Genomic DNA, 15,008 nt, shown 5'->3' on the forward strand with positions numbered 1-15,008 from the left:
ACGAAGCGAACCGCGAAGCGACGCGCGACGCGCGAGCGCGTCGGCGCCGACTACTCGGACTTCTGCATCTGCCACGGCTCCGGCTCGCGGTCGCCGTTCGGGCGCACGGGCCGGACGTCGCCGACGATCGGGATGGCACGCTTCCGCATGAACCACAGGTAGCGGACGAAGAAGTGCGACAGCGTCGACAGCCGGTTGCCGTTGCCGAGCAGCGACGCGATGTGCACCGCCACCCACGCCAGCCACGCGACCGGACCGACGAGCGTGATGCCACCCCGCAGCTGGGCGACCGCGGCGTTCGTGCCGATGGTCGCCATCGTGCCCTTGTCGAAGTACTTGAAGTGCTCGGTGGGCTTGCCCTCGAGCAGACGCTTGATCTGCTTCGCGACGTGCCGTCCACCCTGCAGCGCCGGCTGGGCCAGCTGCGCGAGGGCATCGGACTGCGCCGCGATGTCGCCGGCCGAGAAGATCCGCTCAGCGCCGTTGACGCGCAGGTCGTCGCCGACCTGGATGCGTCCGCCGCTGGTCTGCGGCAGGCCCCAGCCCGAGACCTCCTTGTGGGCGGCGACGCCGGTGGCCCAGATGACCTGCGAGGCGGGGATGAACTTGCCGTCGGCCGTCATCACGCCGTCGGCCTTGACCTCGGAGACGCCGGTGTTCAGCCGGAGGACGACGCCGCGCTTCCGCAGGACCTTGGCCGCGTACCGGCGCAGGCGCGGGGCGAACGGCTTGAGCAGTTCGCCGCTGCGGTGCACGAGGGTGATGGTGATGGCGCCCTTGTCCAGCTCGGGGTACGCCCCCTCGAGTGCCTGGTCGCGGAGCTCCGCGAGCGCGCCGGCCATCTCGACGCCGGTCGCGCCGCCGCCGACGATGACGATCTTGATCTCGTCGGGGCCCTGGTTCGCCGCGGCTTCCTCCAAGCGGGTGAACAGCTCGTCGCGGATCCGCAGGGCCTGCGAGCGGGAGTACATCGAGTACGCGTACTCGTAGGCGCCCGGGGTGCCGAAGTAACTCGTGTTCACGCCGTTCGCCAGCACCAGGTAGTCGTAGTGCAGGTGCTCGCCGTCGGACATCTCGGCGATGCGTTCGTCGGTCCGGATGCCGGTGAGCAAGCCGTGCCGGAACTCGGCGTTGTCCTGCTTGGCGCGCAGGCTGCGCAGGAAGTACGTCACGTCGCCGGCGTTCAGCCCGCCCGTCGCCACCTGGTACATGAGGGGCTGGAACATGTTGTAGACGTGCCGGTCGACGAGCGTCACCCGGACGGGAGCGTCCGCCAGCTCGCGCATGGCAGCGACACCGGCGAATCCACCGCCGACGATGACGACGTGCGGGCGGGTGTCCTGGGGCATGCTGATCCGGCTTTCTTCGGTTCGTGAGGTGGTCACCCACGAGGGTACGCGCGCTGTGGACCGCTCCCGTCCACTGCCGACCGGGAGGCCCGGGTCGGCTCCGTCAGGCGTCGAGCCGTGCGTAGGTGCTCACGACGTTCCCCTTGCTCGTCACGGTGCTGTCGACCAGCCGCAGGCGCGTGGCCGGGTCGGTCGGCTCGAAGAGCTTCCGGCCGGCGCCGGCGATCGCCGGGTGCACCATCAGTTGGAGCTCGTCCAGGAGCCCAGCGAACAGCAGGTGCCGGACGACGCTCACGCTGCCGCACACCGCGATGTCGGCGCCGTCGCGTTCCTTGAGCTCGCGGACGAAGGTGTCGAGGTCGCCCGCGATCCTGGTGGTGTTCTGCCACGTCAGGTCGTCGTCGAGCGTCGTGGAGGCCACGTACTTCTCGATCGGGTTGATCCACTGTCCGAACGGGTCGTCGGGGTGCGCCGGCCACCACTCGGACCACTCGAGGTAGCTGTTCCTGCCGAGCAGGACGGTGTCGGTGCGGGCCATGAACGCGCCCATCCCGGCCCCGAGCTCGTCGTCGAAGCTGTCGTACTGGAACTCGTACGGGTCCTGCACCACGCCGTCGACCGACGTGAACAGCCCTGCGGTGACCTTGCGCATGGCCGGAGCGTACTGCGGATCAGCTGCCGGTGCCGCTGTCGCTGCTGCCGTCCGTGCCGCTGCCGGATCCGTACCCGGGGAGCTGCCCGGTGCCGTTGCCCGGGAACTGGTTCGTCCCGCCGTTCGTGCCGGGCACCTGCGTCGTCGACTGGGACTGGTCCCCACCGATCGCATGCCCGATGGCGAAGCCGATGCCACCGCCGACGAGCAGTGCTGCGAGTCCGACGATCGCAGCCAGGACGGGCCAGAACCACGGCGGCTTCGGTGTGCTCTTCCGGCTCGTCGGGGCCGAGGCGCCGTACCACGGGGTGGCGCCGTTCGGGTCGCCGGCGTTCCAGGATCCGGCGTCCGACCGGTAGGGCTGCTGGGCGTACTGGTTCGGTGCGGGTGCGGGTGCGTCGAGGGTCGCCGTGGAGGTCGGGGTCGGGGCCGAACCCCAGCCGGCCGGTGCCGCTGCCGAGGGAGTGCGGGCGGCGTCGCCCGGCTCGTGGCCGTTCGTGGGAGTGGTGTCGCTCATGGAAGGCAGTGCACACCGCGCCCCTATGTGCAGCCGATGACGAGCCTGACGCAGTGCTGCGAACCGCCGCGTACCCTCGGTTCGTGCGCGATGAGCTGGAGACGGACCCGACCACGTACCGCACGGAGCCGGCGCGCACGGGCCGGCCCGTGCCTCCCGGCATCCCGCTGGTGCGACGCGCGAGGTGGGCCGCACTCGACTGGTGGTACGCGATCTCGTGGCAGGTGCGGAGCCTCGGGCCCACCACCGCTGACGACTACCGGACCGGCGACGGCCAGCCCGTCGTCGTGATCCCCGGCGTCTACGAGACGTGGCACTTCATGCGGCCGCTCATGGACGCCCTGCACGACCGCGGGCACCCGGTGCACGTGCTGCCGGTGCTGCGGCACAACCTGCGGCCGGTGCCGGACTCGGCGCGCGACGTGTTCGCGTACCTCGAGGAGCACGACCTGCGGAACGTGCTCGTGCTCGCGCACAGCAAGGGCGGGCTCATCGGGAAGTACGCGATGACCCAGCTCGACGACCACGGCCGCATCGACCGCATGGTCGCCGTTTCGACGCCGTTCGCCGGGTCGGGCTACGCGCGACTGGCTCCGGTACGGCACCTGCGGGTGTTCCGGGCGGCCGACCCCGTGCTGGCCGGACTGGCGCGGGAGCTCGACGCGAACGCCCGCATCACCTCGGTCTACGGGGTGTTCGACACGCTCATCCCGGAGGGCAGTGAACTGTCCGGGGCGACGAACGTGCGGCTGCCGGTGGGCGGGCACTTCCGGATCCTCGGTGACGCCCGCACGCGCGCCGCGGTCCTGGCGGCCGCCGACCCGGCCTGAGGCGCGCCCGTCCCCGTCTCGTCCCCGTCCCGTCTCGTCCCCGAGGTTCCGAAATCTCGGCATGTCGGCGCTCGGATCGCCGCAGTTCGGAACCTCGGCGGCGATCACCCGGCGTGTTGTGGAACCCCGGGGCGCGGCCAACCTGTCTCAGGCCCCGGGCAGGAACAGGCAGAACGGGTGCCCGTCCGGGTCGAGCAGCACCCGGACGTCGTCCTGCGGTTGGAACGCGGCCTGTGTGGCACCGAGCTCCTCGGCGCGGGCGACGGCTGCCGGCAGGTCCTCCACCTGGAAGTCGAGGTGCAGCTGCATGCCGGGGGCATCGGCGGTGCCGGGCCAGGTCGGCGCGACGTACTCGGGCTCGTACTGCACGGACAGACCGGGGCCCTCGGCGGGGCGGATGCGGGCCCAGGTCGGGTCGTCCTCGTACACGGTCCACCCGGTCAGGGCGCCGTAGAACCGGGCGAGGGCGATCGGCTCCGGGGACTGCAGGACGGTCGCGGCGAGCGTCGGCATCGAGGCGTCTTCGCTGGTCATGCCGCGGAGCGTACGCCGATCAACGATCAGCGATCAGCGACCACCGATCAGCGACCACCGATCAGCGGTCGGCGACGCTCGCGCGCTCGACGATGCGGTGCGGCACCACCACGGTCTCGGGCGGCAGGCTCCGGTCCTTGATCCGTCGGGTCAGCAGGTCGAGTGCTGCCGTCGCGAACGCCCGCCGGTCGAACGACACCGTGCTGAGCGCGGGGATCGAGTACGCCGCTCCGTCGATGTCGTCGAACCCGATGACGCTGACGTCCTCGGGGACGCGGACACCTCGGGCGGCCAGGACGTGCAGCACGCCGAAGGCGATCGAGTCCGTGAAGGCGAACACGGCGTCGGGCAGGGGGTGCTCGTCGAGCCAGGCCGCGAACGCCGTCGCTGCCGAACTCGTCGTCCAGGACGGCAGCGGCACCCGCAGTGCGGGGTCCGGTTCGATCCCGGCGGTGGCGAGTGCGGCGAGGTACCCGCGCTCCCGCAGCTCACTGGTGGCGGTGGGCTCGGACGCCCGGGCGGCACCGGCGACCGCGATCCGGCGGTGGCCCCGGGACACCAGGTAGGCGGTGACCTGCTCGGCGGCGGCCCGGCTGTCGACGTGCACCTGGTCGACGTGCTCGGGTTCGACCTCACCGATCACGACGGTCGGTGGGAGCCCCTCGGTCGAGGCCAGGACGCTCGCGCTGAGCGACACCGGGTTGAGCACGAGGCCGTCGACGAGGTGGGCGCGGGCTCGTGAGACGAGGTCGCGCTCGCGGGCCGGGTCGTTGCCGGTCTGGTCGAGCTGGACGACCCATCCGCGCTCGCGGGCGAGTTCGACGAACCACTGCGCGAGTTCGGCGGAGTAGGCGCTGGCCATCTCGGGAAGGGTCAGGGCGATCGCACCGGAGCGGCCGTTCCGCAGCCCGCGGGCGGACAGGTTCGGCACGTAGTCGAGTTCGGCGACGGCCCGTTCGACGCGCTCGCGGGTCTCCGGGCGCACCACCACGCCGCCGTTGATGACGTTGGAGACGGTCTTCGGCGACACCCCGGCGAGGGTGGCCACGTCCCGCACGGTTGCGCGCATCGGGACGAGCGTAGCGCGGCAGGTCTCCGGCGGAGTCGTCGTGCGGGGCCGCGGGTGTGCGCTCACTGGAGCGTTACAACGATGGAAACGTTTGGCAACGGATTGCCACGTTGTAACTCCGCACGCCAGGGTCGCTGCAGGAATCCAACGGAGGAGGCCACCGAGTGACGAAGCTCGACGTCCGCGCGACGACCACCGCGCACACCGCACCACCACCCGACCCCGGGCTCCGCCGACGGAGCACGTGGCAGCGGATCCGCCGCGACCGGGTGCTGCTGCTGATGGGCCTGCCGGGAGTCGCCCTGCTGCTCGGGTTCCACTACCTGCCGCTGCTCGGGAACCTCATCGCATTCCAGGAGTACCTGCCGTTCGTGCCGCTCGGCCGCAGCCCCTGGGTCGGGTTCGAGAACTTCTCGGTGGTGTTCGACGGCAACGGCGAGTTCCTCGGCGCGCTCCGGAACACCCTCGTGATCACCCTCGTGCAGGTCGTGTTCGTGTTCCCCGCACCGATCATCCTGGCGCTCATGCTCAACTCGCTGCTGTCCGAGCGGATCAAGGGCGTCGTGCAGTCGATCCTGTACCTGCCGCACTTCCTGTCGTGGGTGATCGTCGTCGCGGTGTTCCAGCAGATCCTCGGCGGCTCCGGGCTCGTGAACAACGCGATCCGTGCCGCCGGCGGCGACGCGATCGACTTCCTCGGCAACCCCGACGGGTTCATCGCCCTGCTCACCAGCCAGGTGATCTGGAAGGACACCGGCTGGGCGACGATCCTGTTCCTCGCCGTCCTCAGCTCGATCGACGCCAGCCTGTACGAGGCGGCGAAGATGGACGGCGCCTCGCGCTGGCGCCAGCTGTGGCACGTCACCCTGCCCGGCATGCGCGGCATCATCATCCTGCTGCTCATCCTGCGGCTCGGCGACTCGCTCACCGTCGGCTTCGAGCAGATCATCCTGCAGCAGCAGGCCGTCGGTCGTGCCGCCAGCGAGGTCCTCGACACCTACGTCTACAACAACGGCGTGCTCGGTGGGCAGTGGGGTGTCGCCGCGGCCGTCGGACTCGTCAAGGGCGTCGTGGGCGTGCTGCTCGTGCTCGGCGCCAACAAGCTCGCGCACGTCTTCGGCGAAGCGGGCGTCTACCGGAAGGAGTCGCGATGACCGCCACGCACACCGTGACCGTCCCACGGGCGAAGAAGCGCAAGCGCGGTGGCCCGGACGCGGCTCCGCTGCCCGGACGGCTGCTCACCGGAGCGGTCCTGCTCGTGATCTGCCTCGTGGTGATCCTGCCGTTCGTCGGCATCGTGTCGACGAGCCTCGCACCCACCAGCCAGGTGAACGACGCCGGCGGGTTCGTGATGTGGCCGAAGGGCTTCGACCTCAGCGCCTACGAGAGCATCTTCGCCGGCGGGGTCGTCACCCGGGCCCTGGTCGTGAGCATCGGCATCACCACCGTCGGCACGCTCATCAGCCTGTTCGTGAGCGCGATGCTCGCCTACGCCCTCAGCCGTCCGGGCTCCTACGGGTCGGGCGCCGTGCTCGGCCTCGTGCTCGTCAGCCTGCTGTTCGCGCCCGGCCTCATCCCGAACTACCTCGTCGTCAAGCAGTTCGGGCTGCTCGACTCGTACTGGGCGCTCATCCTGCCCACCGCCCTGAGCGCCTTCAACGTCATCGTGATGCGGTCGTTCTTCATGGCGATCCCGCAGGAGCTCCTCGAGTCGGCACGCATCGACGGCGCCGGGGACTTCGCGGTGTTCTGGCGGATCGTGCTGCCGCTGTCGAAGGCCGTCCTCGCCGTCATCGGCCTGTTCTACGCCGTCGGGTACTGGAACGCGTTCTTCAACGCGCTGCTCTACATCAACGACACCGCGAAGTGGCCCCTGCAGCTGGTGCTCCGCACCTACGTGATCAACAACGCGCAGCTCGGCGGCGCCGACCTCGGGGCGTCCGCCGATGCCCTCCCACCCCAGGCCTCGATCCAGATGGCGATCCTCGTCGTCTCGATCGTGCCGATCCTCATCGTCTACCCGTTCCTGCAGCGGCACTTCGCCAAGGGTGTCCTGACCGGTGCGGTGAAGGGCTGACCAGCGTGACGAACAACGGAATCACCCGCCGCGCGCTCATCGCGGGCAGTCTCGGGGTCGCAGCCACGGGCCTCCTGGCCAGCTGCTCCACCGTGACCCGCTCGACCGACGTCAAGGCGATCAACCAGGCGGTCACGCTGCCGGACTACGTGCCGTGGGCCGGCGGGCCGGAGCCGGCGTTCCCGAAGACGAGCGCCCTCATGCCGAGCGCCTTCCGGAAGATCCCGGCGTCGCTCGTGCCCACCGACGGCAAGCCCGGCGACGGCTCGACCGTGCACGGCAGCGTGCCGACGAACTCGCCCGTGCCGCCCTCGAAGGGCAGCAACCCGTACTGGCAGGGGCTCGACCAGCGGATGGGGATCGACCTCGACCTCACCATCACGCCGAACGCCGACTTCGGCAACAAGTTCGCCACGCAGGTCGCCGGCGACACCCTCGGCGACGTGTTCACGGTGTTCGGGTCGTTCCCGTACCTGCCGCAGTTCCTCGAGGCCAAGGCCGCCGACCTCAGTCCGCACCTGTCCGGCAGTGGCGTCCGCGACTACCCCTACCTCGCCAACCTGCCGACCGCGTCGTGGCGCGGCACCGTCTACTCGGGCGGCATCTACGGCGTCCCCGTCCCGCGCGGACCGCTGACGTCGCAGGCCCTGTACCGCCGGCAGGACCGGTTCGAAGCCCTCGGCGTCGACTCCGCGTTCTCGAGCGTCGACGAGTTCGTGCAGGTCTGCCGCGACGTCTCGGACCCGCACAGCAACCGCTGGGCACTCGCCTCGGTGCCGACGAACATCCTCGGTCCGATGCTCGGGCTGCCGAACCAGTGGCAGGTCGAGGGTGGCCGGTTCACCCACATGTACGAGCTGGACGAGTACCAGGACCTGCTCGAGGTGTCGCGGAAGCTCATCGCCGAGGACCTCGTCCACCCGGACAGCATCACCGCCTACAACGGCAAGGTCTGGTTCGTGCAGGGCTCCGCGCTCATGCTCTCCGACACGTACAGCGCCATCCCCGGACTGCTGCAGCAGGCCACCCCGGGCAGCGGGTTCGAGCTGACCATCGCCCCCTTCGTCGGACCGTCCGGAGCGGAGTCGAAGCCGTGGCTCGGCGACCCGAACAACGCGATCGCGGCCGTCGCCGCCGGCGGTGAGGAGCGCGTGAAGATGCTCCTCGAGGTCCTGAACTGGTGCGCGTCGCCCTTCGGTACCGAGGCCTGGATGTACCGCAAGTTCGGCATCGAGGGCCGCGACTTCGAGTACCGCGACGGAGCGCCGGTCCTCACGAAGACGGGCAACAGCGAGACCGCGCTCGGCGAGTTCCCGTTGCAGTACTTCACCGAGTGCCCGCTGCCGCTGTACTACTCGGGCAACCCGACGATGACGGACACCGTCTACGAGTCGCTGTCGTCGTGGGTCGACCGCGGGCTGCCGAACCCCGCCTACGGCCTGTACTCGCCGACGAACTCGACGACCGGGCCGGCCCTCGGCACCTTCGCGACGAACGCGATCAACGACGTGCTGCTCGGGCGGGCGAAGGTGTCGTCGTGGAAGGGGACCGTGCGAGAGTGGCGTCGCCGGGGCGGTGACGCGATCCGCCGCGAGAACCAGCAGGCGTTGGCAGCGCGGTCGTCCTGAGGGGATCGTCGTCGCGTGGTGTGGCGCCCAGACGCCACGCCGTTTCGCGGCGTCTCGCGCACACGACGGCGTCCTGCGCGGCCCTGGACTCGGGGCGAGCGGACGGGAGGCCCGTGGCGGGGTCCGCCACGGGCCTCCCGTCCGTCAGCGCGGCGCGCTCACACCAGCCACGACGGATCGGCGAACAGGTCCTCGAGTTCCTGGACCAACCGCGAGGTGTGGAAACCGTCGGCCGCCGCGTGGTTGATCTGCAGCGCCATCGGCATCACCGTGCGGTCGCCCTCCGTCCGGTACCTGCCGAGCGTGACGATCGGCAACAGGTGGTCGTACCCGTCGCGGACGTGCAGCGCGAACCCCGTGAACGACGTGCGGGGGAGGGTGGAGACGTCGAACACGTTCCGGGGCCGGTCGTCCTGCGGGAACATCCGGACGTCGTCCCGGTACCGATCCATCGTGTCGACCGCGGCGGCGTGGAACCGGCCGGGGTCCTCGTCGTAGGGCACGACCAACGCCGAGAAGGTCTCCGTGTCCGGGTGGAACACCGTGAACATCGGGTGCACGACGTCCCAGACGCCGGGGGAGCCGTCGTCGAGCAGCTGCATCCGGAACTCGGCGTGGCGGTTGACGACGGTCGCGATCGCCCAGATCTGGGACGCGTAGGTCTTCGCCGCGCTCGTGCGGACCGCCGCGACGAAGGCCGTCACGTCGACGTCGACGGTCACCTCGTAGGAGCACTGCACACGCTGCCGGTAGTGCTCGAAGTGCTCGCGGCGGGGCCAGGTGGCCAGGTCGATCGGTCGGAGCTCTGTCATGGCACCAGTCTGGTCGCGAGTGCGGCGTCGAGTGCTGCCCGCTCGCCGTTGATCGTCAACGCGGCCTCGACGAGCGCCCGTCGCTTCCACAGGAGGAGCAGCACGTCCTCCGCCCGACCGGTGACGATGACGGCGGCGTCGCCACCGTCCGCGCCGTCGAGCGTGGCCTCGCCGGGTGCGTCTGAGAACGCGAACACGACGGTCCGCGCCAGCGGCGCGATGCGGCCGAGCCGCACCTGACGCGGGTACAGGTCACCGACGACCTCACGAACGCCGTCGGTCGCCAGCTCGACCGGGAGGCCCGGCCCGACTCCCAGCGCCCGCTGCGCGTCCCACAGGTGGATCGCGGTCTCGTGCGCCTGGCGACGTGCCCAGGTCGCGGCCGTGTCCGGCGGGTAGATCGCCGAGCACGGGGTGTCCGAGGAGCGTGCCCGGAGTGCCGCGACGAGTTCGTCGGCTCCCGTGCGGAAGCGGTCCGCGAGGTCGTCGTGCGCGAGCGGTGCGGGCTCCGCACCGGTCAGCTGCCCGAGCGCCCACCGGTGCACGTCGGTCAGATGGACCCCGAGGTCCTCGACGGACCAACCAGGGCACGACGGCACCGGTGCCGCGCGGTCGCCGGACCGCAGGACGTCGTCGAACCGTTGCGCTGCTCCGGCGAGGGCGGTGAGGTGGGTGCCGTACGTCGACATGGAGCCAGCATGGTCACGAGGTGCTCCCTAGGGTGGAGCCATGCCGACGCTCGAACGGGTTCCTGCCCCGACCGCCCCGGAACTGCTGGCCGCACCCGTCGCCGCGGCGCTCGCCGCGTTGCCCGCCGGCGTCGCCGCACGGATCGAGGCAGCTCCGATCGACCCTGACCTGGCCGACACCGCCGCGTTCTCGGAGGCGTACGGCTTCCCGCTCGACGGCGGGGCGAACTGCATTATCGTCGCGGGCAAGCGCGGCGAGGACGTCCGGTTCGCCGCGTGCGTGGTGCTCGCCCACACCCGCCTCGACGTGAACCGTGTCGTCCGGAAGCTGCTCGACGTGCGGAAGGCGAGCTTCGCGCCGATGGACCAGGCCGTGGAGCTGACGGGCATGGAGTACGGCGGGATCACCCCGATCGGGCTGCCCTCCGCTTGGCCGGTGTACGTCGATTCCCGCGTGCTCGATGCACCGGACGCCGTGATCGGTGCAGGCCGCCGCGGTGCGAAGGTGTTCCTGCCCGGCACCGTCCTCGGAGCGCTGCCGGGTGTGCAGGTCGTCGAGGGCCTGGCGACCGAAGGGCTCGCGACCGAAGCCTGATCAGTCGTTCGGGCGGATGAGGCAGAACGGGTGGCCCGCCGGGTCGAGGTAGACGCGGAACGTCGGGGTCGCCGAGCCCGTCGCGGTCGCACCGATCGCCAGGACCGCGGCCTCGCCGTCGTCGAGGTCCTCGACCTTCACGTCGAGGTGGCTCTGCTGCGGGACGAGCTGGCCGGGCCACTCCGGTGCGCGGTAGTCCTCGACCTGCTGGAACGCCAGGAGCGGCCGCTGGTCGGTGAAGGGGAGCGCGACCTCGGCCCAGTCCTCGTCGAAGCCGACGATCTCGCCGCCGAGCAGCTCCGCGTAGAAGCGCGCCAGGCCGCGAGGGTCTGCGCAGTCCAGGACGACCATGTCGAGTGTGCCGATCATGGCCGTCACGGTAGACCGATCAGCGCGCCGCGGTCAGGGCCTTCGTGATCCGCTGCAACGACACCGTCTCAGCGGTGCCGAGTTCCTGGGCGAACAGGCTGAGGCGGAACTCCTCGAGCATCCACCGCGCGTGCACGAGCTCGGCGTGCGAACCGACTGCCGGAGGGAAGGCCCCGCCGGCGTCGACGTAGCGGTCGGTCGCGACGGTGACCTCGCGCATCCACGTGGCATCGCGCCCGGGGTTCTGCAGCAGCTTCTGCACGCGCGCCTCGATGCCCTGCAGGTAGACCCGGATGCGCCGGAGCCGGTCGGTCCCGGCGACGGAGACGAACCCCGGGGAGACGAGACGCTCCATCTGCTGGCGCATGTCCGTCAGCGCACCGAGCAGGGACATCGAGTTCGCCTGCTTGAGTGCTCGTTCGGCGGACCGTTGGGCGAGGAGCACGGCAGCGAGCTCGGACACCGCCGTGAACATCGTGTCGACGACCGTCGCCGACACGGCGTCACGGACCGCTTCGAACGCGGCCTTCGTGAACACGAGCCCGTCCGGGTGAGCGCGACGGATCACCGCGTCGACGACGGCCGCGAGCACGTCGTCGAAGAGTGCGTTCGTGGAGGCGTACGGGCTCGCCGCGAGTGCGAGCTTCTCCTGCGCGGTCAGGTGCGACTGGATGTACGACACCGGCGACGGCACCGCGAGCATCACCAGGCGACGGACCCCGGCGGGCATGCGGACCTGCCGGTCGGACGGCGTCGCGAGCAGCTGCACGCCGACGGTCGCCTTCAGGCCGGAGCCCTCCTCCACCAGGGACGGGTACGCGCGGATGACGCCACCGGCCTGCTTGGTGTCGAGGGTCTGCGGCAAGTCCTGGGCCGGCCAGGTCGTCAGGCCGGACTGCTCCACCCCGGCTCCGCCACCGGCGGCGGCGACGCGAGCCGCGCCTCCCGGTCGTCCCGCACCTCGCACCGTGGCGGAGGCGACACTCTGCTGCGTGCGGTCCTTGAGCTTCGTCTGCAGGACCGACAGGTCCTTGCCGGCCTCGACCCGCCGACCACGTTCGTCGACGACCGCCCAGGTCGGCAGCAGGTGCGACGGCACGCGGGTCAGGTCGAAGTCGGACTCCGACACCGGCACGTAGGTCATGCGCTGGATCGCCTTGGCCAGGGTCGCGCGGAACGACTCGGTCGGCTCGGTCGGGGCATCGTCCGGCAGTTCGGCGACGATCTTCTCGGCCCAGTCGGCGGCGGGTACGACGTTCTTGCGGATCTGCTTCGGCAACGACTTGATGAGGGCGGTCACGAGCTCCTTGCGCAGGCCGCGGACCTGCCAGTCGAAGCCCTCTTCGCGCATGCGGGGGAGCAGCGCGAGCGGCACCTGCACGCTGACGCCGTCGTCCTGCGCGCCCGGCTCGAAGCGGTACTGGATCGCGAGTCGCTGGTCGCCGCTCTGCCACTGGGTCGGGTACTCGACGTCGTCCTCCGCCGCCTCGGCAGCGGATTCGTCCAGGAGGTCCGCCCGGCGCATCGTGAGCAGGTCCGGCTGGTCGCGGCGCGTCGTCCGCCACCACCCCTCGAAGTCGCGGGTCGTCGCGATGTCGGCGGGGATGCGGGCGTCGTAGAAGTCGTAGACGTTCTCGTCGTCGAGCAGGATGTCGCGCCGGCGCGTGCGCTCCTCGAGCTGCTCGAGTTCCTTGCGGAGCTTCCGGTTGGCACGGTCGAACGCCTGCTGCGACTCCCACTCGCCCTCGACCAGGGCGTGGCGGATGAAGAGCTCGCGCGAGTGCTCCGGGTCGATCCGGGCGTACTGCACGCGGCGCCGCTGCACGATCGGGACGCCGAACAGGGTCACCCGCTCGTAGGCGACGACCGCGCCCTGCTTCTTCTCCCAGTGCGGTTCGCCGTAGGTGCGCTTCAGCAGGTCACCGGCGAGGGGCTCGACCCAGGCGGGGTCGATCCGGCCGACGGTCCGTGCGAACAACCGACTGGTTTCGACGAGTTCGGCCGCCATCACCGCGTCGGGCTGCTTCTTCGCGAGCACACTGCCCGGGAACACCACGAACCGGGTGTTCCGCGAGCCGAGGTAGTCGCGCTTCTCGCGGTCGCGCAGCCCGATCTGGCTGAGCAGACCGGCGAGCAGGGACCGGTGCACCGCGTCGCCGTCGTCGGAGCGGGACTGCCCGACCCGGACGTCGACCTGCTTCGCGGCGCGGGAGAGCTGGCGGTACAGGTCCTGCCACTCGCGGATGCGCAGGTAGTTGAGGAACTCGGCCTTGCAGAGCCGGCGGAACGCGCTCGACGACAGCTCGTCCTGCTTGTCCTCGATGTAGTTCCACAGCGCGAGCAGGGTGAGGAAGTCGCTCGTCGGATCGGCGAAGCGGGCGTGCATCTGGTCGGCGTGGGCGCGCTTCTCGAGCGGGCGTTCGCGGGGGTCCTGGATGCTCAGGGCGCTGACGACGGCGACGACCTCGCGACCGACGCCCTGCCGCCCGGCCTCGAGCACCATCCGGCCGAGCCGCGGGTCGATCGGCAGCCGGGTGAGCTGCCGTCCGGACTTGGTGATCCGGCCGTCCTTGTCGACGGCGCGGAGTTCGCGCAGCAGGTCGAGGCCGTCCTTCACGCCACGGGAGTCCGGCGGCTGCAGGAACGGGAACGACTCGATGTCACCGAACCCGAGCGAGATCATCTGCAGGATCACCGCGGCGAGGTTCGTCCGCAGGATCTCGGGGTCGGTGAACTCGTCTCGACGCTCGAAGTCGTCTTCGGAGTAGAGCCGGATCGCGATGCCGGCGCTCGTGCGGCCCGCTCGACCCGAACGCTGGTTCGCGCTGGCCTGCGAGATCGCCTCGATCGGCAGCCGCTGCACCTTGGCGCGCGGGGAGTACCGCGAGATGCGGGCGGTCCCGGTGTCGATGACGTACTTGATGCCGGGCACCGTCAGCGAGGTCTCGGCGACGTTCGTGGCGAGCACCACGCGTCGGCGGATCCCCGGCGTGGTGCGTCGGTCGAACACGCGGTGCTGGTCGGCGGCGGAGAGTCGGCCGTACAGGGGCAGGACCTCGGTGCCCTGGTAGCGCTTGCCCTCGATCGCGTCCTGCGCGTCGCGGATCTCGTTCTCGCCGGACAGGAACACGAGCACGTCGCCGGGTTCTTCGCGCGCGAGTTCGTCGAGTGCGTCGGTGATCCCCTGTAGGGTGTCGCGATCGTCGGCGCCGTTCGCCCCGCCGCGGTCGGCCGTGCGCGAGTCGGTCTCGTCGTCCTCGTCGGTGTCGTCGGCGTCCTCGGACACGAGCGGGCGGTACCGGATCTCGACGGGGTAGGTCCGCCCGGAGACCTCGATGATCGGGGCGTCGCCGAAGTGCTTCGAGAAGGACTCGGGGTCGATCGTCGCGCTCGTGATGATGAGCTTGAGGTCAGGGCGCCGCACCAGGAGTCGCTTGAGGTACCCGAGCAGGAAGTCGATCGTGAGCGACCGCTCGTGCGCCTCGTCGATGATGATCGTGTCGTACCGCTTCAGGTCGCGGTCGAAGTGGATCTCGTTCAGCAGGATGCCGTCGGTCATCAGCTTGATGCGGGTGTTCGACGACACCTTGTCGGTGAACCGGACCTGGTAGCCGACCAGGTCGCCGAGGTCGCTGCCGAGCTCTTCGGACACGCGCTCGGCGATGGTGCGAGCGGCGATCCGGCGGGGCTGGGTGTGCCCGATGTGCTCACGCCCCAGCTCGAGGCAGATCTTCGGCAGCTGGGTGGTCTTGCCCGAGCCGGTGGCACCCGCGACGATGACGACCTGGTTGTCACGGATGGCGGCCGCGATGTCGTCCCGCCGCTGCGAGACCGGCAGTTCGGGCGGGTACGTGATGACTGGCGGCGTGGGAGACATGAGCATTCCA

General features: G+C 70.5%; 14 protein-coding genes. 5 read left to right on the forward strand and 9 right to left on the reverse strand.

The features are described from left to right. Positions 1 to 50: 50 nt before the first annotated feature. From EDF53_RS00755 to EDF53_RS00765, 3 genes are all read right to left on the reverse strand, one after another. Positions 51 to 1,349, reverse strand: a complete 1,299-nt coding sequence (locus EDF53_RS00755) for an NAD(P)/FAD-dependent oxidoreductase (protein ID WP_123291801.1) — start codon at positions 1,347 to 1,349, stop codon at positions 51 to 53. A gap of 103 nt (positions 1,350 to 1,452) precedes the next feature. Beyond that, positions 1,453 to 2,001, reverse strand: coding sequence for a dihydrofolate reductase family protein (locus tag EDF53_RS00760; protein WP_123291802.1), 549 nt, complete (start codon positions 1,999 to 2,001; stop codon positions 1,453 to 1,455). 19 nt (positions 2,002 to 2,020) lie between these two features. After that, the gene (locus EDF53_RS00765) at positions 2,021 to 2,518 is read right to left on the reverse strand and encodes a hypothetical protein (protein WP_123291803.1); all 498 of its coding nucleotides are present in this window, start codon (positions 2,516 to 2,518) and stop codon (positions 2,021 to 2,023) included. Positions 2,519 to 2,601: 83 nt separating this feature from the next. Here EDF53_RS00765 and EDF53_RS00770 point away from each other — a divergent pair, with 83 nt between their 5' ends. Further along, complete coding sequence (locus tag EDF53_RS00770; RefSeq protein WP_311316826.1) at positions 2,602 to 3,348, forward strand: alpha/beta hydrolase; 747 nt, start codon at positions 2,602 to 2,604, stop codon at positions 3,346 to 3,348. A gap of 147 nt (positions 3,349 to 3,495) precedes the next feature. Here the strand turns inward: EDF53_RS00770 and EDF53_RS00775 are convergent, their stop codons facing one another. Both EDF53_RS00775 and EDF53_RS00780 read right to left on the reverse strand, forming a co-directional pair. After that, positions 3,496 to 3,882 carry a VOC family protein gene (locus EDF53_RS00775; protein WP_243698104.1) on the reverse strand — a complete coding sequence of 129 codons (387 nt, stop codon included), beginning with the start codon at positions 3,880 to 3,882 and terminating at the stop codon, positions 3,496 to 3,498. A 61-nt stretch (positions 3,883 to 3,943) separates the two neighbouring features. Then, complete coding sequence (locus EDF53_RS00780) at positions 3,944 to 4,951, reverse strand: LacI family DNA-binding transcriptional regulator (RefSeq protein ID WP_123291804.1); 1,008 nt, start codon at positions 4,949 to 4,951, stop codon at positions 3,944 to 3,946. Between the two features lie 164 nt (positions 4,952 to 5,115). Between EDF53_RS00780 and EDF53_RS00785 the strand changes: the two genes are divergently transcribed. The 3 genes from EDF53_RS00785 to EDF53_RS00795 are packed head-to-tail and all read left to right on the forward strand — an operon-like array spanning position 5,116 to position 8,656. Further along, complete coding sequence (locus tag EDF53_RS00785) at positions 5,116 to 6,105, forward strand: sugar ABC transporter permease (protein ID WP_260215146.1); 990 nt, start codon at positions 5,116 to 5,118, stop codon at positions 6,103 to 6,105. Continuing rightward, the gene (locus tag EDF53_RS00790; RefSeq protein ID WP_123291805.1) at positions 6,102 to 7,028 is read left to right on the forward strand and encodes a carbohydrate ABC transporter permease; all 927 of its coding nucleotides are present in this window, start codon (positions 6,102 to 6,104) and stop codon (positions 7,026 to 7,028) included. The genes EDF53_RS00785 and EDF53_RS00790 overlap by 4 nt, the downstream gene beginning before the upstream one ends. Positions 7,029 to 7,033: 5 nt before the next feature. Next, the gene (locus EDF53_RS00795) at positions 7,034 to 8,656 is read left to right on the forward strand and encodes an extracellular solute-binding protein (protein WP_123291806.1); all 1,623 of its coding nucleotides are present in this window, start codon (positions 7,034 to 7,036) and stop codon (positions 8,654 to 8,656) included. Positions 8,657 to 8,814: 158 nt separating this feature from the next. Here EDF53_RS00795 and EDF53_RS00800 read toward each other — a convergent pair whose 3' ends face one another. Both EDF53_RS00800 and EDF53_RS00805 read right to left on the reverse strand, forming a co-directional pair. Beyond that, positions 8,815 to 9,468: a CatA-like O-acetyltransferase gene (locus EDF53_RS00800; protein ID WP_123291807.1), complete on the reverse strand. Its 654-nt coding sequence runs from the start codon at positions 9,466 to 9,468 to the stop codon at positions 8,815 to 8,817. Next, positions 9,465 to 10,157 (reverse strand): maleylpyruvate isomerase family mycothiol-dependent enzyme, encoded by a 693-nt coding sequence (locus EDF53_RS00805; protein WP_123291808.1) that lies wholly within the window; start codon positions 10,155 to 10,157, stop codon positions 9,465 to 9,467. The genes EDF53_RS00800 and EDF53_RS00805 overlap by 4 nt, the downstream gene beginning before the upstream one ends. Before the next feature lie 40 nt (positions 10,158 to 10,197). Here EDF53_RS00805 and EDF53_RS00810 point away from each other — a divergent pair, with 40 nt between their 5' ends. Beyond that, complete coding sequence (locus EDF53_RS00810; protein ID WP_123291809.1) at positions 10,198 to 10,752, forward strand: YbaK/EbsC family protein; 555 nt, start codon at positions 10,198 to 10,200, stop codon at positions 10,750 to 10,752. Here the strand turns inward: EDF53_RS00810 and EDF53_RS00815 are convergent, their stop codons facing one another. Both EDF53_RS00815 and hrpA read right to left on the reverse strand, forming a co-directional pair. Then, on the reverse strand, positions 10,753 to 11,121 hold the full coding sequence (locus tag EDF53_RS00815) for a VOC family protein (RefSeq protein ID WP_123292292.1): 369 nt from the start codon (positions 11,119 to 11,121) through the stop codon (positions 10,753 to 10,755). It abuts the gene before it with no gap. A 19-nt stretch (positions 11,122 to 11,140) separates the two neighbouring features. Beyond that, positions 11,141 to 14,998 carry an ATP-dependent RNA helicase HrpA gene (gene hrpA, locus EDF53_RS00820; protein ID WP_123292293.1) on the reverse strand — a complete coding sequence of 1,286 codons (3,858 nt, stop codon included), beginning with the start codon at positions 14,996 to 14,998 and terminating at the stop codon, positions 11,141 to 11,143. Positions 14,999 to 15,008: the final 10 nt, after the last annotated feature.

The sequence above is a fragment of the Curtobacterium sp. PhB78 genome (assembly GCF_003751685.1).
GTDB lineage: Bacteria > Actinomycetota > Actinomycetes > Actinomycetales > Microbacteriaceae > Curtobacterium.